The sequence below is a fragment of the Streptomyces sp. NBC_01433 genome (assembly GCF_026340105.1).
Classification (GTDB): domain Bacteria; phylum Actinomycetota; class Actinomycetes; order Streptomycetales; family Streptomycetaceae; genus Streptomyces.
Genome location: NZ_JAPEPM010000003.1, coordinates 162,035 through 183,757, shown reverse-complemented (window position 1 = coordinate 183,757; position 21,723 = coordinate 162,035). Strand labels below are relative to the sequence as shown.

Sequence of the window (21,723 nt, the reverse complement as noted above, 5' to 3'; positions counted from 1 at the left end):
TGCGTCACCGCACGCGGACCACATCCACGTCCGAGGCCCGCACGAAGCCGATCCGGTGCCCGATCTGGACCGTCACATACTTCTGACCGCCCGCGAAGTACCTGTGGTCGTAGGGCTTCGAGGAGTCGATCGTCGGCGCGTAGAAGTACCCGGTGGGCGCCTCGCCGCCGCCCGGGACCGCCTGGCCCTTCTTGATCGTGTAGACCAGCGGACTGCCGACGACCGGCGACGTGTGGTCGGCCGGATATTCGGACTTCTCCGGGTACGCCACCCCGTACACCGCCACCTCCGCCCTGCCGTCCTTCGGCCTCACCACATGCCCGGCCGTCGGTGTGGTGACCCGCGCGCGGTCCGGGGTCCGCAGCCATGCCTTCTTGCCGTACCACCAGATCGCGGTCCAGCCCGGGGCCCGGTCCGCGACGACCGCCTGCTGGGTGGCGCTGATCTTGCTGCCCCAGTCGGCGGCGCAGTTGGTGCCCGGCGAGCCGTCGGGGTGCAGGCCCGGATCGGCGAAGAGCGCGGAGCCGGTGGAGGGTTCGGTGTACAGGGGGACGGCGCTGCTCCCCTGGCGCGGCAGGTCGACGCCCTTCTCGCAGTCGCGGAACGCCTGCTTGTTCCTCTTGAAGTCCGCGCTGACCGTGACGAGTTCGGCGCTCTTGGGGGCGGTCGGCACGGTGGGCCTGCCGAGCAGCGCCATGAAGCGGTTCCAGTCCCAGTACGGGCCCGGGTCCCAGTGCATGTTCTTGGTCCCGGAGGCGCTGGTGGGCGGGACGCCGTCGTGGCCGATGATGTGCTGCCGGTCCAGCGGGATGTCGTACCGGGCGGCGAGGTGGCGGACGAGTTTCGCCGTCGAGCGGTACATCTCGGGTGTGTACCACTTGGCACCCTCGACGGCGACACCCTCCTGCTCGATGCCGATGGAGTGGGTGTTGAGGTACCAGTTGCCGGCCTGCCAGGCAACATCCTTGTTCTTGACCATCTGCGTGACATGGCCGTCGGACGAGCGCACCACATAGTGGGCGGAGGTCTTGTTCAGCGGGTTCTGGAAGATCTTCAGAGTGGTGTCGAAGTCCACTTCGGTGTCATGGAGGACGATGAACTTGATCTTGTTGCTGTGCGGCCGGTCGGCGGTGTCGTAATTGCCGTACGTCTCCTTGTCGGCCGGGTCCCCGGTCTGCCGGTAGGCCGCCGGGACCCAGTCGCAGGCGAGAGCGCGCGGACACTCGGGCCGCACCCCGTCCGCCCCGGCCTGCGCCGCGGGGGCGAGCAGGGCGGCGCTCAGCGCACCGGCCGCGGTCAGGGCGAGTGCGAGTCTGGTCCTCCGCTTGGACGTCATGACAACCCTTCCTGAAGCTGGTCGTACAGGAGCCGGTCCTTGGGGGATCTCCGCGTTCCCCGTTATGGGCGCACACTCTGTGACGTGAGGTGATAGCACGTCAAGAGTGCCGGGGAGACGGCTCGATGAGCCACTGGACCAGACCACTGACGGATGCTCTGACCTGCGATTTCCCGCAGTCGCCACCCACCCGCGTTTGTCTGACTAATTGCCGCTGTGCGTGCCCCGGACGGCCGAGGGGTAGTGCTGGCGCGGACACCACCGGTCCGCGCGGGCGCCGCGCGGAAATCTCGGAAAGGCCGGACGCACCATGGCACAGCCCTTCTCACTGCCGGACTTCTACGTTCCGTACCCGGCACGGCTCAACCCTCATCTGGAGGAGGCGCGACGTCACACCCGTGAGTGGGCGCGCGGGATGCGGATGCTGGAGGGTTCCGGCATCTGGGAGGAGAAGGACCTGGAGGCGCACGACTACGCGCTGCTGTGCGCGTACACCCACCCCGACTGCTCCGCCGAGGTGTTGTCGCTGGTGACCGACTGGTACGTGTGGGTGTTCTTCTTCGACGACCATTTTCTGGAAACCTACAAACGGACGCTGGACCGGGAGGGCGGGAAACGGTATCTGGACCGGCTGCCCGCCTTCATGCCCATGGACCTCGCCGACGGTATGCCGGAGCCGGAGAATCCTGTCGAGGCGGGGCTCGCCGATCTGTGGGCGCGTACCGTGCCGTCCATGTCGGACGCCTGGCGGGCCCGGTTCGCCGAGAACACCGAGCATCTGCTGAACGAGTCCCTGTGGGAGCTCTCCAACATGGACGAGGGGCGGATCGCCAACCCCGTCGAGTACATCGAGATGCGCCGGAAGGTCGGCGGGGCGCCCTGGTCGGCGGGTCTGGTGGAGTTCGCGGCGGATGCGGAGGTCCCGGCGTCGGTGGCCGGATCACGGCCGCTCGGGGTGTTGCGGGACGCCTTCTCGGACGCGGTGCATCTGCGCAACGACCTCTTCTCGTACCAGCGCGAGGTCGAGGACGAGAAGGAGAACAGCAATGGTGTGCTGGTCCTTGAGAACTTCCTCGGGTGCACCACGCAGGAGGCGGCCGAGGCCGTGAACGACCTGCTGACCTCACGGCTCCAGCAGTTCGAGAACACGGCACTCACCGAAGTCGGCCCGCTCTGCGCCGAGAAGGGGCTCACGCCCACCGAGGCCGCCGCCGTGTTCGCGTACACCAAGGGACTTCAGGACTGGCAGTCCGGCGGGCACGAGTGGCACATGCGCTCCAGCCGCTACATGAACGGCGGCGGGGTTCCGGCCGGGCCCGCCGAATCCGGCTGGGGCATGGCCGCCGCGTCCATCCGCCTCACTCCCCGGGCGGAGGACGCGCGTCGGCGCAGCCATACCCATGTGCCGTTCCAGCATGTCGGCCCCTCCCTGCTCCCCGACTTCGATCTCCCCTACCCCCTCACGCTGAGTCCGCATCTGGGGGGCGCCCGGGACCGGAACATCGAGTGGGCCCGGCGGATGGGCATGCTCGGCCCCCTGCCCGGCCGGCCCGGATCGCATGTCTGGGACGAGCGCCGGGCCCGCAACATCGACCTGCCGCTCTGCTCGGCCGGCATCGATCCGGACGCGACACCGGAGGAGCTGGACCTGTCGTCGAACTGGCTGACGTGGGGAACGTACGGCGACGACCTCTATCCGGTGATCTACGGGCGGGCCCGCGACCTGGCCGGGGCGTGGGCGGCCAACGAGCGGCTGCGGCTGTTCATGCCGCTGGACGGGAAGGCCGTTCCCGAGCCCTCCGACGCCATGGAGCGCGGGCTCGCCGATCTGTGGGCGCGCACGGCGGGGCCGATGGACGAGGCTTCGCGGCGTACGTTCCGCAAGTCCGTGGACGACATGCTGGACAGCTGGCTCTGGGAGCTGACCAACCAGGCACAGAACCGCATTCCGGACCCCGTCGACTACATCGAGATGCGGCGGTTCACGTTCGGCGCGGACATGACGATGCGGCTGAGCCGGCTGTCCCACGGTGACCGGGTACCCGCCGATGTCTACCGCAGCGGACCGATCCGCTCACTGGAGAACGCCGCGGTCGATTACGCGACGCTGCTGAACGACCTCTTCTCCTACCAGAAGGAGATCGAGTACGAGGGCGAGGTGCACAACTGCGTCCTGGTCGTGCAGAACTTCTTCGGGGTGGACTATCCGACAGCCGTGTCCATGGTGCACGAGTTGATGCGGGGCCGTCTGCGGCAGTTCGAGCATGTCATCGAGCACGAACTGCCCCTCCTCTATGACGACTTCGCGCTCGATGCGCCTGCCCGCGAGATCCTGGACACCTATGTGCTCGATCTGCAGAACTGGTTGGCCGGGATTCTGAACTGGCACCGCGACTGCGTCCGCTACTACGAGGCGGACCTGCGGTCGGGTACGGGCGGAGCCCCGTGGCACCTCAACGGTCCCACGGGGATCGGCACTTCGGCCGCCAGGGTGATCTCCGTGCTGATGCCTCAGCCCGTGAACACGTAACGTCCGCCCGCGCGGGCCTTCATTTTCTTCTCACCACCGGTGAACAGGCCGCTTCGCAGGGTCAGTTCACCGGTGCGGCTCGCGGCGACGACGATCCGGGTGGGCTTTCCGCCCACCCAGGTGATGTCGACGGTGACGCCGCCGCGCGCCCGTAGGCCCCGGACCGAACCGTCCGGCCAGGCCGCGGGCAGGGCGGGCAGGATCTCCACCGCTCCGTACTGGCTCTGGACCAGCATTTCGGCGATACCGGACGTGGCGCCGAAGTTGCCGTCGATCTGGAACGGCGGGTGGGTGTCCCAGAGGTTGGGCAGGGTGGAGCTCTTCAGCTGTTCGGCGAGCATCCGGTGCGCGTGGTCGCCGTCCCGCAGCCGCGACCAGAAGTTGATCTTCCACGCCTTGGACCAGCCGGTGCCGCCGTCGCCACGCGCGCCCAGGGAGACCTTGGCCGCCTCGGCCCACTCGGTGCCGGGTTCGATCTGCCGCCCCGGGTGCAGGGCGAAGAGGTGGGAGACATGACGGTGGTCGTCCGTTCTGCTGTCGAGGTCCTCCTTCCACTCCTGGAGCTGCCCCCAGGAGCCGATCCGCAGTCCGGGGTCGAGCCGGTCGAGCGTGCTCTCCAGCCTGCCGCGGAAGGCCCGTGCGTCGCCGAGGGTCCTGGCCGCCTCCAGGGTGCTGGTGAGGAGGTCATGGACGATCTGCTGGGACATCGCGGCCCCGGCGGTGAAGTCTCCGTGCTCGGGCGAGTAGCTGGGGGTGACGACGAGCTGTCCGTCGCGCGGGTCGGTGCGCAGGTTGGCCAGCCAGAATTCGGCGGCCTCCTTCATCACCGGGTAGGCGGTGGAGCGCAGGTAGTCGGTGGAGCCGCTGAACCGGTAGTGCTCGTACATCTGCTGGGTGAGCCAGGCGGCCGCCTCGGGGAACCAGAAGGCGGTGGACCAGTCGTGCACTCCGGTGAAGCCGTACGGGTTGGTCTCGTTGTGCACCACCCAGCCGGCCGTGCCGAACATCTCCTTGGCGGTCCTGCGGCCGGGCGCCCGCATCGCCTCGATGTAGCGGTCGTACGGCGCCGTGGTCTCGGCGAGGTTGGTGACCTCCGCGAGCCAGTAGTTCATCTGGAGATTGATGTTGGTGTGGTAGTCGGCGGACCACGGCGGGGTGGTGGAGTTGTTCCAGACGCCCTGGAGGTTGGCGGGCAGTGATCCGGCGCGCGAGGAGGCGATCAGCAGATAGCGGCCGTACTGGAAGAAGAGCGCTTCCAGGGCCCGGTCAGCCGGGCTCGCCCCGCCGGTGTACTGGGTGAGCAGCCGGTCGGTGGGGACGTCGGGCAGCCGCTGGCCGATGTCGAGGGCGACCCGGTCGAAGAGGGTCCGGTGGTCACGGATGTGGTCCTCGCGCAGCTTCTCGTACGGGGTCCCGGCCGCGGCGTCGACCGCCTGGGTGACGGCCCGGTGCGGGTCCTCGCCCCGGTAGACGGGATAGCGGTCCGTGTAGTCGGTCCCGGCGGCGAGGACGAACCAGGCGCTGTCGGCACCGGTCACGGTGAGGGTCCCGTCCGCCCCGGCGGTGACGCTCCCGCCGCTGGTACGGACCCGGATCTGGGCCTCGAAGCGCAGCCCGTTGTCCTTGAGGGCGCCCCGTACCGTGAGCCGGTCCCCGGCGGCGGTGGCGGTGAAGTCGCTGCGCGGCGAGGTGTAGCGCAGGGTGAAGGCGACCTGGCCGGGCCGGTCGGCCGCGAGCTTCCCGGCAAGGACCCGGCCGGGGTGGGAAGCGAAGAACTCCCGTGTGTGGTTGGCCTCTTGGTGCGTGTACGTGACGGTGGCGAGGGCGGTGGAGAGGTCGAGCGCGCGCCGGTAGGAGGCGTCAGGCGCGGCCGGGGCGTCCCGCAGGTCGAGCAGCAGATCACCGAAGACCTGATAAGCGCCGTAGCCGCGGCGCGCCTGGCCCAGCTCGGCGGCGACGTCGTCCGGGCCGAGCGAGCCGTCCCGGTCGAGGCGCTCCTGGACGCCGGTGAGGGCATCGGGCCTGGCGGCGGTCCAGTTGCCGAAGTCGTACCCCTGCGTCGATCCGGGGCCGCCGGTCCACAGGGTCTTCTCGTTGAAGGTGAGGCGTTCGGTGGCGAGGGTCCCGAAGACGCTCGCGCCGAGCGCGCCACCGCCGATGGGAAGCGACTCGCGCTCCCAGCCCTCGGCGGGGGTGCTGTACCAGAGGGTCGGTGCGGGCAGTTCCGCCGATGCGTCACGGTGGACCGCATCCGCTGATTCATCGGAGGTAACGGCCGCTGCCGCCGTTCCGGAAAGGGCCGGAACTCCTAGGGCCAGGGCGCTTGTTACGCCGACCGCTGTCTTCACTGTGGTGCGTCGCGTCATCCCGGATGTCATGCCACCGCACCGTAAAGGTCCGACGACTGCCCGGCAAGACACAGGACGAAATGATCCCTTGGACGAAGGTCACGGGCGCGTGGACGGAAGTGGCCGGGGAGAGACACGGGGCCGGGGAGAGAGATGCGGGGCCGGGAAACGGGAAACCCGGGAGAACCGACGGGCCCGGGAAAGCGGAAGGCCGCCCGACGCGGTGCGGGCGGCCTTCGCAGTGACGTTTCAGCCCTGCTGGAACAGCTCCGCGGGCAGCGGCTTCAGCAGGGTGTACAGGTCGTCGGTGATCGGCCGGTCCCAGCTGGCGATGGTGACGAGCACACCGTCACTGCGGTCGAACTGAACGCACGCGATACGGCTCTCCGAGAGCTTGACCCGTCGGACGATCAGCAGATTGTCCCCCTGCATGACCGGGACGTCCTCGGTGCTCGTCACCTCGATCGGCTCGTCGTTCTCCAGGGCGAGCAGCAGCTGTGCCACCTCGAAGGGAACCTGGCCCTCCTCGGTCTCGCGGGCGGGAGAGCCCGTCGGGAGGTTTCCGATGATCATGGCCGGGCCTCGTCCGCCGTACAGGTCGTAGCGGAGGAAGACGCCCTGGCAGCTCCCGTCGGGTGCGGGGAGCAGACCGGCGCCGAGGTTTCCGGGCCAGTCCCCCGGGTCCATGGCCAGGACATCGAAGTCCGGGCCCGCAGGTGTGGCGGCGCTACGGCGACGGAGGAAGGACATGCGGACATGTTACGTGTCCCGGCTCACGTCGCGGAGCCGGGCCCGTGCGGACGGAGGCCCGCGGAGGGCGGCACTCCCGCCCGGCCGACGACGGGCGACGGCCGGGGCCGGTCCCGGCCGCGGGGGCACACGGCGGGGCCTGACGGCCGGGCTCGCCGCCGTGCGCGCGACGCTACGAGGGGGGCGTGCGGTGCCGCTCATGGTGGCGGGCCACCCGTGCCCGGTTGCCGCAGGAGGGCCCGCACCATTCCTGGCGGGGGTGCTCCTTGACGAAGTAGCGCGCACATCTAGGCGCATGGCAGGCGCGCAGGGCGGCCCGGCCGGGACCCGCGAGAAAGCGGATGGCGGCACGGGCGAGAGCGGCGGCCGGAAGGTCCGCACCTGCGCCGCCGCCGGTGGCCGGACGGTCGTCGGCGACGGGTTCACCGGCGTCCGGCCACTCCAGCACGGGCACGGTGGGGACGGCCGCGGCCGCGGCGTTGAGCCGTGCGAGGGCCCCGGCGACGGGAAGGAGCCGCCCGGCGTCGGCGGGACCGGGGGCGCCTGGGCGCACGGCGTGCGCGAAGAGTGCCCGGACCGCGGCGCGCAGCGACCGTACGGCGGCCAGCGCCCGATCGTCGGCCTCCCATGCCGCGTCGAGGAGACCGGGATGGCGGTGCACCCACCGGGTGAGGTCCGCGGCGGTACGGAGATCGTCGGCGACGCCGCCCCGCCCCTCGTGGCGGACGGTGAGGGCGAGATCGAGGACGAGCCGGGCGTCGGACATGGGCTAATGGTAACTTCGCGTTCAACCATTAGTTCGGGGGGATTTCGTTCGGGGGGTCCCCGTTCGGGATTCCCTCGTTCGTGGCTTCATCCGTTCGTGGATTCATTCGTTCGTGGCTTCATCCGTTCGGGAGTGAGCGCCGTACGGGCGAGCCGCGTCGGCTGTCGCGGGACATCGAGGTCTTCGAGGGCGGGGCGGTAGCAGCGGGGCGGGAGAGCGCGGCGGTGGCCGTTCCGCCCGCCCCGGCGCGCGCCCGGTCTCACCCGGCGGGCGGCTGTGCTCCGACGAGCCACATCGAGAAGAACTGCGCCCCGCCGCCGTAGGCGTGGCCCAGCGCCCTGGTGGCCCCCGGCACCTGGTGTTCGCCCGCCCGACCGCGTACCTGCAGGGCCGCCTCGGCGAAGCGGATCATGCCGGACGCCCCGATGGGGTTGGTGGACAGGACTCCGCCCGACGGGTTCACGGGAAGGTCGCCGTCGAGTTCGGTGGCGCCGGACTCGGTGAGTTTCCAGCCCTCCCCCTCGTCGGCGAACCCGAGGTTCTCCAGCCACATCGGCTCGTACCAGGAGAACGGCACGTAGATCTCCGCGGCGTCGATCTCCCGGCGCGGGTCGGTGATCCCGGCCTGCCGGTACACATCGGCGGCACAGTCCTTCCCCGCCTGCGGCGAGACGAAGTCCTTGCCCGCGAAGAGCGTCGGTTCGCTGCGCATGGCGCCGCCGTGCACCCATGCGGGCGGGTGCGGCGAACGGGCCGCGCCGCCGCGGTCGGTGAGGATCATGGCGCAGGCTCCGTCGGAGGACGGGCAGGTCTCGGAGTAGCGGATGGGGTCCCAGAGCATCGGTGCGGCCTGGACCTTCTCCAGGGTGATGCCGGGGTCGTGGATGTGCGCGTACGGGTTCTTGAGCGCGTTGCGCCGGTCCTTGTACGCGACCAGGGAGCCGACCGTGTCGGGGGCGCCGCTGCGGCGCATGTAGGCGCGCACGTGCGGGGCGAAGAAGCCGCCCGCGCCGGCCAGTAACGGCTGCTGGAAGGGGATGGGCAGGGAGAGGCCCCACATGGCGTTGGACTCGGACTGCTTCTCGAAAGCGAGGGTCAGTACGGTCCGGTGGACACGGGCGGCCACCAGGTTGGCGGCGACGAGGGCGGTCGATCCGCCGACGGATCCGGCGGTGTGGACGCGGAGCATCGGTTTGCCCACGGCGCCGAGGGCGTCGGCGAGATAGAGCTCCGGCATCATCACCCCCTCGAAGAAGTCGGGGGCCTTGCCGATGACGACGGCGTCGATGTCCGCCCAGGTCAGACCGGCGTCGGCGAGGGCTGCGACAGCGGCCTCGCGGACGAGTCCGGCGATGGAGACGTCGTGCCGGGCGGAGACGTGCTTGGTCTGGCCGATGCCGACGACGGCGACGGGCTCCTTAGGCATGAGTGCTCTCCCCTTCCAGGACGGCGACCAGGTTCTGTTGCAGGCAGGGTCCGGAGGTGGCGTGGGCGAGGGCCCGGTCGGACTCGCCGCGGTGAATGCGGGCGGCGGCCTCACCGAGCCGGACGAGACCGGCGGCCATCACGGGGTTGGCGGCGAGCGCACCGCCGGAGGGGTTCACGCTGACCTCGTCCCCCAGCCCCAGGGCCGTACGGAGCACGACTTCCTGGGAGGTGAACGGGGCGTGCAACTCGGCGGTGTCGACAGGGCGTTCGAAGGCGCCCGCTCGTTCGGCGGCGAGCCGGGTGGAGGGTGAGTCGGTCAGGTCCCGGACGCCGAGGCCGTGGGCCTCGATGCGGTGGTCGATGCCCCGGATCCAGGCGGGGCGGGCGCACAGGGCGCGGGCGGTGTCCCCGACGGCGAGGACCACGGCCGCGGCTCCGTCGCCGACGGGCGGGCAGTCGCCCGTCCGCAGGGGCCGCACGAGATAGTCGCCCGCCGGGACGTCGCCGGTGAGCTGGGCGTACGGGTTGGCCGCCGCGTCGGTGCGGCTGCGGACGGCGACCGCGGCGAGGGCCGCCTCGTCGGTGGCGCCCGCGTCGATGAGCGCCTGGGCCTGGAGGGCGGCCAGGGCCACGGAGTCCGGCCAGAGGGGTGCGGCGTAGTACGGGTCGAGCTGCCGGGTCAGGACGTCGCGGACCTCGCCGGGCGAGGACTTGCCGTACGCGTAGACCAGGGCCGTGTCGGCCTCGCCGGTCTGCAGTTTCACCCAGGCTTCGTACAGGGCCCAGGCGCCGTCCATCTCCACATGGGACTCGGAGATCGGCGGGTGGGCGCCGACGCCGTCCAGCGCCATGGTGAAGGAGAAGGCCCGGCCCGCGAGGTAGTCGCTGGAGCCCGAGCAGGTGAAGCCGATGTCGCGCGCCTTCAGGCCGGTCTCGCCGAGCACCTGGTGAAGGACGGGCATCAGCATGTCGACTTCGGAGAGTTCGTCGGTGCGCCGCCGGTGGCCGGTCTGCGCGAAGGCGACGATCGCCACGTCTCGCATCTACAGCAGCTCCTTGTACGTGTCGTAGTCGGCGTCGGGCTCTCCGGTGGGCCGGTAGTGGTCGGGGTAGCGGCCGCCCTCGGTCCAGACGGGCTCGACGCGCAGGCCCATCCGCACCTGGTCGTACGGGATGCCGCCGATCCGCCCGTGCAGGGCGAGGTCGGCGCCGTCGAGCGCGATGTGGGCGTAGACGTAGGGGACTTCGATGCCGAGGTTCGCGGTGTGCGCGGCCTTGATGTTGACGACGCAGTACGTGGTGACGGTGCCGCGCGGGCCGACCTCGACCGGCTCCGCGGTGGCCACGCCGCAGGTGGGGCAGGCCCCGCGGGGCGGGACGTACACCTTGCGGCAGGAGGGGCAGCGCTCCCCGACGGTGCGCCGTTCGGCGAGGGCGTTGATGTAGGCGGTCTGGGCCCGGCCGGGGGTGTAGGTGTAGTCGAGACGGGCCGGAGTGACGATCGTGGTGACCGGGTCGGTGAACTCGCCGCTGTGCGGGGCCGGCCGGCTGCCGTCCGCGTCGCCTTCGTACGGTTCGAAACAGGCGATGTCGGTGATCGCGCCGGTCCGGTCGGCCGCCCAGCGGACGCGGACCCGCATCCCGGTGCGTACGACCTCGGGGCCCGGGGCGTCGAGGACATGGAGCAGTGCGGTGTCGGCGCCGTCGAGCCGGACGAGGACCCAGGCGAAGGGGGTGTCCAGGGGCTGGTCGCGGCGGGGGTCGGGGTTCCAGGCCCAGGTGGTGACGGTGCCGGTGGCGGCGACCTCGACGAGGTCGCGGATCTCCTCGGCGGTGACGGGGTCGTACTCGACGGGTGGGACGAGGACTTTTCCGTCGCCGGTCCGTACGCCCAGCACGGTCCGCTCGCGCAGTCCGGTGAGGAAGGCGCTCTGCACGGGGCCGAGCGAGCGGGTGAAGGGGAATTCGACCACCAGCGGTGCGCTGAGGACTTCGGGCACGGTTGTCTCCTTGGCTCAGGCGCGCCGGTAGACGGGCGGGCGCTTCTCGGCGAAGGCGCGGGCGCCCTCCTTGGCGTCGGCGGTGTCGAAGACCGGCCAGCCGCGCGCGAGTTCGGCCGCGAGGCCGTCGGTCTCGGTCATCTCCGCGCTCTCGTAGACGGATGCCTTGACCGCTTCCACGGCGAGCGGTCCGCAGGCGTTGATCCGCTCGGCGATCTCCAGGGCCTTCTCCAGCGCGGTGCCCTCGGGCACCACCTGTCCGACGAGCCCGATGCGGGCGGCTTCCTCCGCGCTGTACGGGCGGCCGGTGAGGAGCATTTCCAGGGCGTGGGTACGGGCGATCTGGCGCGGCAGCCGCACGGTCGAGCCGCCGATGGGGAAGAGCCCCCGCCGGACCTCGAAGAGCCCGAAGGTGGCGCCCGCCCCGGCGACGCGGATGTCGGTGCCCTGGAGGATTTCGGTGCCACCGGCGACGCAGTGCCCCTCGACTGCGGCGATCACCGGTTTGCGGGGGCGGTGGTGGCGCAGCATCGCCTTCCAGTGCAGGTCGGGGTCGGCCTTCAGGCGGTCGCGGTACCGCTCACCCGCCATTCCCCCGCCCGCCAGGGCCTTGAGGTCCATGCCGGCGCAGAAGGATCCGCCCGCGCCGGTGAGCACGACGGAGCGGATCGAGTCGTCCTCGTCCGCCGCGAGCCAGCCGTCGTAAAGACCGACCAGCATCGGCAGCGAGAGCGCGTTCTTGGCCTCCGGCCTGTTCAAGGTGAGCACCAGCGTGGCGCCTTCGCGCCGCGTCCCGAGATGTTCCGTACCACCCATTGCCTGCCTCCGTCTCCAGATCCAGAACAGGTTGCAGTAGGAGGGGTCGCAGTTCAATAGTTTTCTGACAGTCAGTCAGATTTCTTCGGCGGCGCCTCTTCCCACTTGTGCCGGTCGGCGCTCTAATGACCGCCGAGTCACTCAGCACCCGGGGTCAGGAGGAACGGTGGAGTACAACCTTGCCGACCTGTTCGAGTCGGTCGTCGACGTGGTTCCGGACCGCGAGGCGCTCGTGTACGTCGACCATCCCGGCACGGGCGCCGAGCGCCGGCTCACCTACGCGGAACTGGACGCCGCCGCCAACCGGATCGCCCATCACCTGGCCGACGCGGGCATCCGCCCGGGTGAGCACCTGGGCCTGCACCTCTACAACGGCGTCGAGTACCTCCAGACGGTGCTGGCCTGCCTCAAGGCCCGCATCGTCCCGGTCAACGTCAACTACCGCTACGTGGAGGAGGAGCTGGTCTACCTCTACCGCGACGCCGATCTGGCGGCCCTGGTCTTCGACGCCGAGTTCGACGAGCGGGTCGCGACCGCCGCGCCGCGGGCCGGGAAGCTGCGCCATCTCGTGCGGGTGGGGGAATCCGCCGCGGGCTCCCCGGGGCCGGAAGCCGTCGCGTTCCCGGACGCCGAGGCGTCCGGGTCCCCCGGGCGGGGGTTCGCGCCGCGCTCGGGCGACGACCAGTTCATCATCTACACCGGCGGGACGACGGGCATGCCCAAGGGCGTGATGTGGCGCCAGGAGGACCTGTTCTTCTCCGGGCTCGGCGGCGGCGCGCCGACCGGTGAGCCGGTGAAGTCGCCGCAGGAGCTGGCGGAGCGGGTGGCCGCGGGCGGCGAGGGGATCACGTTCTTCCCCACTCCCCCGCTGATGCACGGCACCTCCACGCTCACCGCGTTCATCGGCTTCAACTTCGGCCAGCGGATCGTCGTCCACCGCAAGTTCGTCCCCGACGAGGTGCTCCGTACGATCGAGAAGGAGAAGGTCACCAGTGTGTCGCTGGTCGGCGACGCGATGCTGCGGCCGCTGATCGACTCGCTCAACGGGCCGCTCAGGGGCACGGACTGCTCGTCGATGTTCTCCGTCTCCAGCTCCGGGGCGATCATGTCGGACTCGGTACGCGCGGAGTTCCAGGCGCTGGTGCCGACGGTGATGCTGCTCAACAACTTCGGCTCCTCGGAGTCCGGCTTCAACGGCACGGCGACGGCCGACTCGGGCCCGGACAAGGGATTCCGCCTCCGGGTCAACTCCCGTACGGAGGTGGTCGATCCGGCGACGTACGAGCCGGTGGCTCCGGGTGAACCGGGACGGATCGCGCAGCGCGGGCACGTACCGCTCGGCTACTACAACGACCCGGGGAAGACCGCGGAGACGTTCTTCCACCGGGGCGAGGAGCGGTGGGTGCTGCTCGGCGACATGGCGACCGTCGACGAGGACGGCATCGTCACCGTCCTCGGGCGTGGCTCGCAGTGCATCAACACCGGGGGCGAGAAGGTCTATCCGGAGGAGGTCGAGCAGGCGCTCAAGGCCCATCCGGATGTGTACGACGTGCTGGTGGCCGGGGTGCCGGACGAGAAGTGGGGCAACCGCGTGGCGGCCGTGCTCCAGCTGCGCGAGGGGGCCGGGCCGCTGGATCTGGCGGCGGTGCAGGCGCACTGCCGCACACGGCTGGCCGGTTACAAGATCCCCCGCAGCGCCGTCTTCACCGACCGGATCCAGCGCTCACCGAGCGGCAAGGCGGACTACCGGTGGGCCCGCTCGGTCGTCGCGCCCCCCACCGGGCCGCGCACCTGAGCGGGCGGCGGAGGTGAATGGCCCGCGTACCCCCGTTCGGTCGAGGGGGTGCCGGGCCCCGCGGTAAGCCATTCAGGGACCCCGTGTATCCATCCGCTCACCCTGTGTGGCAGAGGGGGCTGATCCCCCATAGCTTCGGCTCATGAGGACAAGAAACATCACATGTCTGGCGGCCGTGGCCGTCATCACCACGACGGGGCTGGCCACGGCCCTCCCCTCCGCCGCGACCACGGCGCACGACCACCATGTGGTCCGTCCCGGCGAGTCGATCCAGAAGGCCGTGGACGCCGCGCAACCGGGCGACACCGTCGTCGTCCTGCCCGGCACCTACCGGGAGAGCGTGCTGATCACGACGCCGGACCTGACCCTGACCGGGTCCGGGGACCGGACCGTGATCATGCCGGGGACCACGGCCGGGGGAACACCGGGGACGACGGCCGGTGGAACACCGGGGACCGCGGCCGGGGCGACCGTCAACGCCTGCGCCAAGGGCGGCAACGGAATCTGCGTCCTCGGTACGTCGGCGAAGCCCGTCGGCGGAGTGAACATCCGCTCGCTGACCGTCTCGGGCTTCGGCAAGAGCGGCATCTGGGGCTCCTGGACCGACCGCCTCAGCGTCCACAAGGTGACCACCGAGAAGAACGGCACCTGGGGCATCGCCCAGGAGAGGTCCACCCGGGGCGCGTTCCGGAGCAACACCGCCCGCGACAACGGCGACGCCGGGATCTTCGTCGCGAACACGGTCGACGAGGAGGGCGGGGCCACCGACACGCTGGGCACGGACATCCGGGACAACCGGCTGACCGGCAACCGCATCGGCATCACCGCCCGACGGGTCAGGAACCTCGCGATCGACGACAACACCATGACCGGCAACTGCAGCGGCGTGTTCGTCGTGGGCGACGAGTCGAAGCCCAAGGCCGGCGCGATGACCGTGCAGGACAACCGCATCGTCGCGAACAACAAGTTCTGCCCCGAGACCCCCCGGCTGTCGGCCATTCAGGGAACCGGCATCGTCCTCACCGGCAGCGAGAGCACCGTCGTGCGCAACAACCTGGTCCAGGACAACGTGGGCTCCACACCGCTCTCCGGCGGCATCGTCCTGTTCAAGAGCTTCGTGGGCTCCCCGAACACCGACAACGCCATCAGCGACAACGTGGTGCGGGACAACCGGCCGGCCGACCTCGCCAACCGGGACACCGGGACGGGCAACACCTTCACCCGCAATGAGTGCGGGACTTCCGAACCCGCGGGGATGTGCTGAAGCGTGTCCCCCCGCACCAGGAGAATCGAGGCGGTATGACCACCGTGAGCCCCACCCCGGCGCCCACCCCCGCCCCGCCACCGGCCCCCACCCCCGGCCCGCCACCGGCCATGCGGCTCAGGGAGCTCGCCTTCGGGGCCGCCTGCGCCGCGGCCGTACGCGCGGCCGCCCGGCTGGGCGTCGCCGACGCGCTCGGCGAATCGCCCACCACCGCGGCGGAGCTCGCGAAGGCGGTGCACACCGAGACCCTGCCGCTGCAACGGCTGCTCCGCGCCCTGTGCTGCTACGGGGTCTTCAGCGAGACCGAGGACGGGGCGTTCGTCCACACGGACATGTCCCGGCTGCTGCGCGAGGACGATCCCCACAGCCTCCGGTACATCTCCCTGTGGTGCACGGAGCCCTGGACCTGGGAGGTCTGGCCGCGGCTCGACGACGCCGTACGGTCCGGCACGAGCGTCTTCCCCGAGGCGTTCGGCAAGGGGTTCTTCGACTACCTCCACCAGGACGCGGCCGAGTCGGCCCACGTGTTCAACCGGGCCATGACCACGTCCAGCAAGCAGTCCGCACTCGACGTCGCCGAACTCCTCGACCTGACGGGGGTGTCCGTGGTCGCCGACATCGGCGGCGGCCAGGGCCATGTGCTCGCGAGTCTGCTCGACAAGCACCCGGAGGTCCGAGGGACCCTGCTCGATCTGCCGGGCGTGGTGGCCAGGGCGGACGACCGGCTGCGCGACGGCGGCGATCTCGCCGGCCGGGCGGACATCGTCGCCGGGGACTGCCGCGAGAACATCCCCGTCGAGGCCGACCTCTACATCATCAAGAACATCCTCGAATGGGACGACGAGAGCACCCGCAGGACCCTGCGCAACGTGGTCGCGGCGGCCAGGCCGGGCGCCCGGGTCGTGATCATCGAGAACCTCGTCGACGACACCCCCTCCATGCGGTTCACCACGGCCATGGACCTGCTGCTCCTGCTCAATGTCGGCGGCGCCAAGCATTCCAGGGACAGCCTGGTCGGCCGGATGTCGGATGCCGGGCTGATCATCGGTGAGATCCGTCCGGTCAACGCGTATCTGCACGCGTTCGAATGCGTCGTCCCCGGGTGAGACCACCGCCCTCGGGCGCACGGAAACGCCCCGGGTCCGGTGCCTGCACCGGACCCGGGGCGTTTCCGTGCGCTCAGCCGGCGCCGTCGCGCTGCCACCGGTAGAACTCCTGGGCCATCGCGTCCTTCGGACCACGCCAGGTCTGCGGGTGGTAGGGGCTCACGAAGGCGGTCAGCCGGTCGCTGAGTTCCTTGAACTCGGGGTGCTGCGTCACCTTGGCGATCTCCGGGCCCGGCGGCCGGTCGGATTCGATCAGGTGCATGTAGACGTCGCCGAACTGGAACAGCGTGCGCCGGTTGACCCCGACGAGGTGCGGCAGTTCGGTGTTGTCGGAGGCGGAGAACAGTTCCGCGATGTCCGGCGCCGACTCCGGCGCCATGCGGGCGACGATCAGTGCGTGGTGCATCGAAGGGTGCCTTTCTGGGGCCCGGCCCCGTACTCCGCCGCGGCGGAGTACGGGGCCGTGGACGGGCTGGGTGTCAGCTTGCCGTGACCGAGGCGGCACGCCGCTCCCGGTCGCGCTGCTCGATCTTGTCCCGGATGAGTTCCATCTGGACGCGGGAGTTGCGGTTGATGTTGTCGGTCATCCACTCGTCGTCGACCGGCGCGTCGGGCCGCATCGCGAAGTCCTGCGTCCAGTGCATCTTCGTACCGCCGGGGACCTCGGAGTACTCCCACCGGATGTTCATGTGCTGGAACGGGCCCGGCTCGACGCGGCGGGCCACGACGGTACGTCCGGCCCGGTCGGTGGTCCGCTCCGAGACCCAGCTCCAGACCTTCCCGTTGTCGTCGGGGTGCATGGTCAGCCGGAAGGTCGTCTTCTCGCCCTCCCGCTCGATCACCTCGACCGCCGCGTACTCGCTGAACAGCCGCGGCCATTCCTCAAGGTTGTTCGTCACGTCCCAGACGAGGTCCAGGGGGGCTGCGATGGTGATGTCGTTCTCGGTGTGTCCGGACACTTCAGGCTCCTGTCACGAGGCTGCTGTTCACGAGGGCGAGGAACTCCCGGGGCGAGGCGCACCGGTCCGCGTCGGCCGGCAGCGGTACGCCGTACCGGTTCTCCAGAGCGGCGACGATGCCCAGGAGACCGAGCGAGTCGAGACCGAACTCGTCGAAGACGGCGTCCGGCCGGCTCTCCATCTCCTGGGGGTCGACGGTGAGTCCGGCGCCGTTCTTCATCAGCACGGCGAGTTCCCCGTAGGTCAGTTGAGTGGTCATCAGTGGCTTCTCCTTCTCATGCGAGGGGACCGTCGAGGTGTCGCAGCACCAGCGCCGCGTTCGACCCCATGAGCCCCCGGCTCAGCACGAGCGCCGTCCGCAGTTCCGCGGGGCGTGCGCTGCCGGTGACCACATCGAGGTCGTGGCACACATCGAAGACGTTGGGAGTGGGCGGGATCAGGCCGTGCTCCATGGCCAGCACCGCGGCGGCCGTGTCCAGCACGGGCGCACCGCAGTAGGCGCGCCCGATGCCGGTCTTGGGCGCCGTCACCGGTACGCGTCGTCCGTGCGCGCCCAGCGCGTCGGCGATGGCCAGCGCTTCGGCGCGGTCGGCCGCCGGTACGCCGAGCGCGTCCGCGAAGACGACGTCGATCTCCTCGGGTGCGCAGCCGGCCTCCGCCAGCGCGTCGCCGATCGCCCGCGCCAGGCCGTCCCGGGACCGCTCCCAGCGGGACGCTCCGGTGAACGTCGCGGCGTGACCGGCCAGTTCGGCCCGGACCCGGGCCCCGCGGGCGAGGGCCGCCGTCTCGTCCTCGACCACGAGCATGGCGCCGCCCTCGGCGGGCACGAACCCGCAGGCGTCCGCGGTGAACGGACGGTAGGCGCGCGCCGGGTCCTCGCAGGTGCTGAGGTCCTCGTAGCCGAGCTGGCAGACGACCGAGTACGGGGCCAGGGGTGCCTCGGCCGCACCGACGACGACGGCATCCGTGCCGCGGCGGATGGACCGGGCCGCGTGCATGAGCGCGTCCAGACCACCGGCCTCGTCGCTGGCGACGACCGCGCACGGCCCCTTGAAGCCGCCGCGGATCGAGATCTGCCCCGTGCTGGCGGCGTAGAACCAGGCGATCGACTGGTAGGGGCCGACGTAGCGGGAGCCCTGGCCCCACAGCCGTTGCAGCTCGCGCTGTCCGAACTCCCCTCCGCCGGAGCCGGCCGCGGTCACCACACCCACGCCGTACGGCGCGTCCTCGTAGTCGGCCCGGCCGAGCCGGGCATCGTCCAGGGCGAGGTCGGCCGCGACCATCGCGAAGTGCGTGAACCGGTCGGTCTGCACCAGGTACCGCTCTTCGACGAGGGCAACCGGATCGAAGTCCCGGACCTCGCCCGCGACCCGCAGCGGCAGGTTCTCGCATCCCTCGCGCGACACCCGGTCCAGGACGCTGACGCCCTCCTGAGTCGTCTTCCAGAAGGCTCCGGCGCCTGTTCCGTTGGGGGCCACGACGCCGATGCCGGTGACGACCGGCCGCCGTACCTCTGGGGCGTTCATGGGGTCCTCCCTCCAGGTCGGGTCAGGGCCACCGCGGACTGGAATCCGCCGAACCCGCTGCCGACCGAGAGAACGCTGCGAAGTTTCGTGGGCCGTGCGACGCGCGGCACGTAGTCGAGGTCGCACTCGGGGTCGGGCGTCTCGTAGTTCGCCGTCGGGGGCACCGTCTGATGGACCAGGGCCAGCACGCAGGCCGCTATCTCTATCGCCCCGATGGCGCCGAGCGAGTGGCCGACCATGGACTTGATCGAGCTCATCGGCACCTTGTAGGCGTGGGAGCCCAGGGCCCGTTTCACCGCGGCCGTCTCGTGCCGGTCGTTCTGCTTGGTGCCCGAGCCGTGCGCGTTGACGTAGTCGATCCGCGAGCCGTCGATACGGGCGTGGCCGAGGGCCGTATCGATGGCGCGGGCCATCTCCAGCCCCTCGGGGGTCAGCCCGGTCATGTGGTAGGCGTTGCCGAAGGTGGCGTATCCGGCGATCTCGCAGTACACGGTCGCGCCACGGGCGCGGGCGTGTTCCAGCTCCTCCAGGACGAGTACGGCTCCGCCCTCGCCCATCACGAAACCGTCCCGGCCCGCGTCGAACGGCCGGGAGGCGTGCTCCGGGTCGTCGTTGTTCGCCGAGGTCGCCTTGATGGCGTCGAAGCAGGCCACCGTGATGGGGGTGATCGGCGAGTCGGACGCCCCGGCGAGGCACACGTCGACGCGGCCCTCCTCGACGGCGTGGAAGGCGTATCCGATCGCGTCGAGGCCGGAGGTGCAGCCCGTCGAGACGGTCTGCACCGGGCCGTGCGCGCCGACCTGTTCGGCCACCGCGGAGGCGAGGGAACTCGGCGAGAAGGCCCGCTCCAGATGCCGGCCCGCCGGGTGGGGGTCGACGTCCCAGCGCGCGCCGGATTCGCTGACGGCGACGTAGTCGTGTTCGAGGCGGGTGGTGCCGCCGACCGCGGTGCCCATCGAGACGCCGATACGCCAGGGATCGCCCTTTTCGGGGTCCAGTCCGGCGTCGCCGAGCGCTTCCGCGGCGGCCACCAGCGCGAACTGGACGTACCGGTCCGAGCGGGCGATCTGCTCCTCGTCCAGTCCGTGCGCGACGGGATCGAAGTCGCACTCGGCGGCGATCCGGGAGCGGAAGCCCGTCGGGTCGAAGAGCGTGATGCCGCGCGTCGCGGTGCGGCCGGCCGCCAGGAGGTCCCAGAAGGCCGGCGCGCCGATCCCGCCGGGGGCCACCACGCCGACTCCGGTGACCGCCACGCGCCGGTTCATGAAGCCGCCCCGGTTCGTTCTGGCGGCGCTCCCCGCTCTTCGGACCTGCCGTCGACCGCGCCGGTGTCCTCGGTGTCCACGTGTCCGAGTTCGGGGCGCGGCGCGAGCGGGCCGAGGTGGAAGACCATCCGCGCCTCCACGTCGCCCACGTTGCGGAAGCGGTGACGCACATGCGGCGGGATCAGCAGTCCCTGGTCGGCCCGCATGGAGTGCGGTTCACCGTCGAGGTCCACCTCCAGCAGGCCGTGCACGACGTACACGAACTCCTCGGAGTACGGGTGGTAGTGCTCGCCGATGCGATCGCCCGGCTGGATCAGGGCCAGGCCCATGAAGCCGCTGGTGGCACCCACCGCCGTGGGGGTGAGCATGGCGCGCAGGTCGCCTCCGCGCCTGTGGTTGGGCTGCGTCTCGCTGAGGTCGACGATGCGAGGCCGGAACGTGGTCATGACTGCTCTCCTCCAGGCGCTTTGTGCGTGTTGTCCAGGCAACACCGGTGGAATTCACCGGAGTTGCCGTTGCGTTGCCGGTACGTCGGTCAGGACTCCGTGGCCCGTCGATCGGTGATCAGACGCATCTCGGACCGGGCGAGGAAGCGCGCGGCCTCCTCGTCGTTCGTCGGCACGGCGTTCGCGCCGCCGTCCAGGAGACGCCCCAGCACGGCCGCCTTGCGCAGACCCTCGATCCCGAGCGCCTGAGCGGGCCGCGCGTCGAGCGGGCCGCCCACTTCCAGGAGCCGGACGACGACGTCGTCGCGCTGGAAGATGGTGCTGCTGTCGATGGGGCTCGCCTGGTCGTCGGCGGCCTCCTCGTCCTGCCCGGCCAGGAGCCGGGCCAGCGCCATGCCACAGCCGTCCTTGGCCTGGTAGAACAGCGCGTGCCGCCGGACGTCCTCGGGCTTCTGCCGGCCCGCAGTCACGTGGTGCACGGTCGGCAGGGCCGCCCGGGTGAAGAACATCCGGGCGGAGTCGGGATCGCTGAGGTCGCGGTCCTGCTCCAGATACGGATTGATCGCTTCCTCGACGGCCCTGACCTCGGGCTGGCGGGACACATGGCGCAGCGCCGCCAGCAGGTCGCCCTCGACCTCCACGGCCCGTACGACACGATTGCCGTGCATGAAGAGCGAGGTACGGCGCAGTCGGGTGGTCTCGTCGACGCGTGCCCTCGGGGAGTCGTAGTCGGCCAGGATCTTGGCGACCGCGTCCTCGCTGCCGGGTTTCACGGTGAACGTGAGGGCGTGGCGTACGACTCCGTCGCCCAGGCGGGGCGCGGACTGGAGGCGGCCCTTGGCCGGCTCGGGAGCGGCCACGAAGGTCTTGCCGGTCTCGCGCAGGATGCTGAAGCGCAGGGACCGGGTGTCGCGTACACAGCCGTGCAGCGGCTGGACCGTTTCGACGTGCTCCTCGCTGTTCACCCAGGCGAGGAAGGGCGGTGCGCTCTCCCATTCGCTGGTGATGAGCCACTGCGAGGGGTTCTCGATGGACTGGCACAGCTGGTCGCTGATGTGTCCGGGGACGGATGCCACCTGGTTGCGCAGGTGCTCGTACGCCTCCAGGAACTGCTTCTGCGCTCCGTCGTGCAGATCCAGCAGCAGCACGACCCGGAGCCTTGAACCGTCGAAGGCGGACTGCGATATCCGTTCCGAGAGGGTGGTCATCTTTCGCTCTCCTTCGAGACGGTACGGCGGCCACGTCCGTGGCCCTGCGTCAACCGTCGATTTCCAGTGGGCTTTTCAGCGCGGGGACCCGCCCGACCGCTGGTGTGTGCCGTCCGCCCGCACATCGCGGGCATCGTTCTCCCACTGATCCTGGAACGCTGGTACGGCTGGTGCGAGATT

Annotated in this window: 19 protein-coding genes; 4 read left to right on the top strand and 15 right to left on the bottom strand. The window is 70.6% G+C overall.

From position 1 onward, the window contains the following. Window positions 1–4 precede the first annotated feature (4 nt). A complete protein-coding gene (locus tag OG413_RS37610; protein WP_266813577.1) occupies window positions 5–1,336 on the bottom strand; it encodes an N-acetylmuramoyl-L-alanine amidase in 1,332 nt (443 codons plus the stop codon). Between the two features lie 310 nt (window positions 1,337–1,646). Between OG413_RS37610 and OG413_RS37605 the strand changes: the two genes are divergently transcribed. After that, window positions 1,647–3,866, top strand: a complete 2,220-nt coding sequence (locus tag OG413_RS37605) for a germacradienol/geosmin synthase (RefSeq protein WP_266813575.1) — start codon at window positions 1,647–1,649, stop codon at window positions 3,864–3,866. Here OG413_RS37605 and OG413_RS37600 read toward each other — a convergent pair. The 7 genes from OG413_RS37600 to OG413_RS37570 form a co-directional block, all read right to left on the bottom strand. Beyond that, the gene (locus tag OG413_RS37600) at window positions 3,848–6,244 is read right to left on the bottom strand and encodes a glycoside hydrolase family 95 protein (RefSeq protein WP_266813573.1); all 2,397 of its coding nucleotides are present in this window, start codon (window positions 6,242–6,244) and stop codon (window positions 3,848–3,850) included. The two genes, OG413_RS37605 and OG413_RS37600, sit on opposite strands and share 19 nt — an antisense overlap. Window positions 6,245–6,463: 219 nt before the next feature. Further along, window positions 6,464–6,964: a hypothetical protein gene (locus tag OG413_RS37595; protein ID WP_266813571.1), complete on the bottom strand. Its 501-nt coding sequence runs from the start codon at window positions 6,962–6,964 to the stop codon at window positions 6,464–6,466. Window positions 6,965–7,136: 172 nt separating this feature from the next. Next, on the bottom strand, window positions 7,137–7,730 hold the full coding sequence (locus OG413_RS37590; protein WP_266813569.1) for a CGNR zinc finger domain-containing protein: 594 nt from the start codon (window positions 7,728–7,730) through the stop codon (window positions 7,137–7,139). Window positions 7,731–7,989: 259 nt separating this feature from the next. After that, window positions 7,990–9,156, bottom strand: coding sequence for a thiolase domain-containing protein (locus OG413_RS37585; RefSeq protein WP_266813567.1), 1,167 nt, complete (start codon window positions 9,154–9,156; stop codon window positions 7,990–7,992). Then, window positions 9,149–10,201 carry a thiolase domain-containing protein gene (locus OG413_RS37580; RefSeq protein WP_266813565.1) on the bottom strand — a complete coding sequence of 351 codons (1,053 nt, stop codon included), beginning with the start codon at window positions 10,199–10,201 and terminating at the stop codon, window positions 9,149–9,151. The genes OG413_RS37585 and OG413_RS37580 overlap by 8 nt, the downstream gene beginning before the upstream one ends. Further along, window positions 10,202–11,158, bottom strand: a complete 957-nt coding sequence (locus OG413_RS37575) for a Zn-ribbon domain-containing OB-fold protein (RefSeq protein WP_266813564.1) — start codon at window positions 11,156–11,158, stop codon at window positions 10,202–10,204. Window positions 11,159–11,173: 15 nt separating this feature from the next. Then, complete coding sequence (locus OG413_RS37570; protein WP_266813562.1) at window positions 11,174–11,974, bottom strand: crotonase/enoyl-CoA hydratase family protein; 801 nt, start codon at window positions 11,972–11,974, stop codon at window positions 11,174–11,176. A gap of 166 nt (window positions 11,975–12,140) precedes the next feature. Here OG413_RS37570 and OG413_RS37565 point away from each other — a divergent pair, with 166 nt between their 5' ends. The 3 genes from OG413_RS37565 (at window position 12,141) to OG413_RS37555 (ending at window position 16,139) form a co-directional block, all read left to right on the top strand. Beyond that, window positions 12,141–13,769 (top strand): acyl-CoA synthetase, encoded by a 1,629-nt coding sequence (locus OG413_RS37565; RefSeq protein ID WP_266813561.1) that lies wholly within the window; start codon window positions 12,141–12,143, stop codon window positions 13,767–13,769. A gap of 142 nt (window positions 13,770–13,911) precedes the next feature. Then, window positions 13,912–15,033 carry a nitrous oxide reductase family maturation protein NosD gene (locus tag OG413_RS37560; RefSeq protein ID WP_266813560.1) on the top strand — a complete coding sequence of 374 codons (1,122 nt, stop codon included), beginning with the start codon at window positions 13,912–13,914 and terminating at the stop codon, window positions 15,031–15,033. Between the two features lie 35 nt (window positions 15,034–15,068). Beyond that, a complete protein-coding gene (locus OG413_RS37555; RefSeq protein WP_266813558.1) occupies window positions 15,069–16,139 on the top strand; it encodes a methyltransferase in 1,071 nt (356 codons plus the stop codon). Between the two features lie 73 nt (window positions 16,140–16,212). Here the strand turns inward: OG413_RS37555 and OG413_RS37550 are convergent, their stop codons facing one another. From OG413_RS37550 to OG413_RS37520, 7 genes are all read right to left on the bottom strand, one after another. Further along, entirely contained in the window at window positions 16,213–16,545 is a 333-nt protein-coding gene (locus OG413_RS37550) for a TcmI family type II polyketide cyclase (protein WP_266813556.1), read from the bottom strand. Window positions 16,546–16,618: 73 nt separating this feature from the next. Further along, entirely contained in the window at window positions 16,619–17,098 is a 480-nt protein-coding gene (locus OG413_RS37545; RefSeq protein ID WP_266813554.1) for an SRPBCC family protein, read from the bottom strand. 1 nt (window position 17,099) lies between these two features. After that, window positions 17,100–17,357, bottom strand: coding sequence for an acyl carrier protein (locus OG413_RS37540; RefSeq protein ID WP_266813552.1), 258 nt, complete (start codon window positions 17,355–17,357; stop codon window positions 17,100–17,102). 16 nt (window positions 17,358–17,373) lie between these two features. Next, a complete protein-coding gene (locus OG413_RS37535) occupies window positions 17,374–18,624 on the bottom strand; it encodes a ketosynthase chain-length factor (protein ID WP_266813550.1) in 1,251 nt (416 codons plus the stop codon). After that, entirely contained in the window at window positions 18,621–19,889 is a 1,269-nt protein-coding gene (locus tag OG413_RS37530) for a beta-ketoacyl synthase (RefSeq protein ID WP_266813548.1), read from the bottom strand. The genes OG413_RS37535 and OG413_RS37530 overlap by 4 nt, the downstream gene beginning before the upstream one ends. After that, window positions 19,886–20,335: a cupin domain-containing protein gene (locus tag OG413_RS37525; RefSeq protein WP_266813546.1), complete on the bottom strand. Its 450-nt coding sequence runs from the start codon at window positions 20,333–20,335 to the stop codon at window positions 19,886–19,888. Before OG413_RS37525 ends, OG413_RS37530 begins: the two co-directional genes overlap by 4 nt. 89 nt (window positions 20,336–20,424) lie before the next feature. Continuing rightward, entirely contained in the window at window positions 20,425–21,543 is a 1,119-nt protein-coding gene (locus OG413_RS37520) for a TcmI family type II polyketide cyclase (protein ID WP_266813544.1), read from the bottom strand. Window positions 21,544–21,723 lie beyond the last annotated feature (180 nt).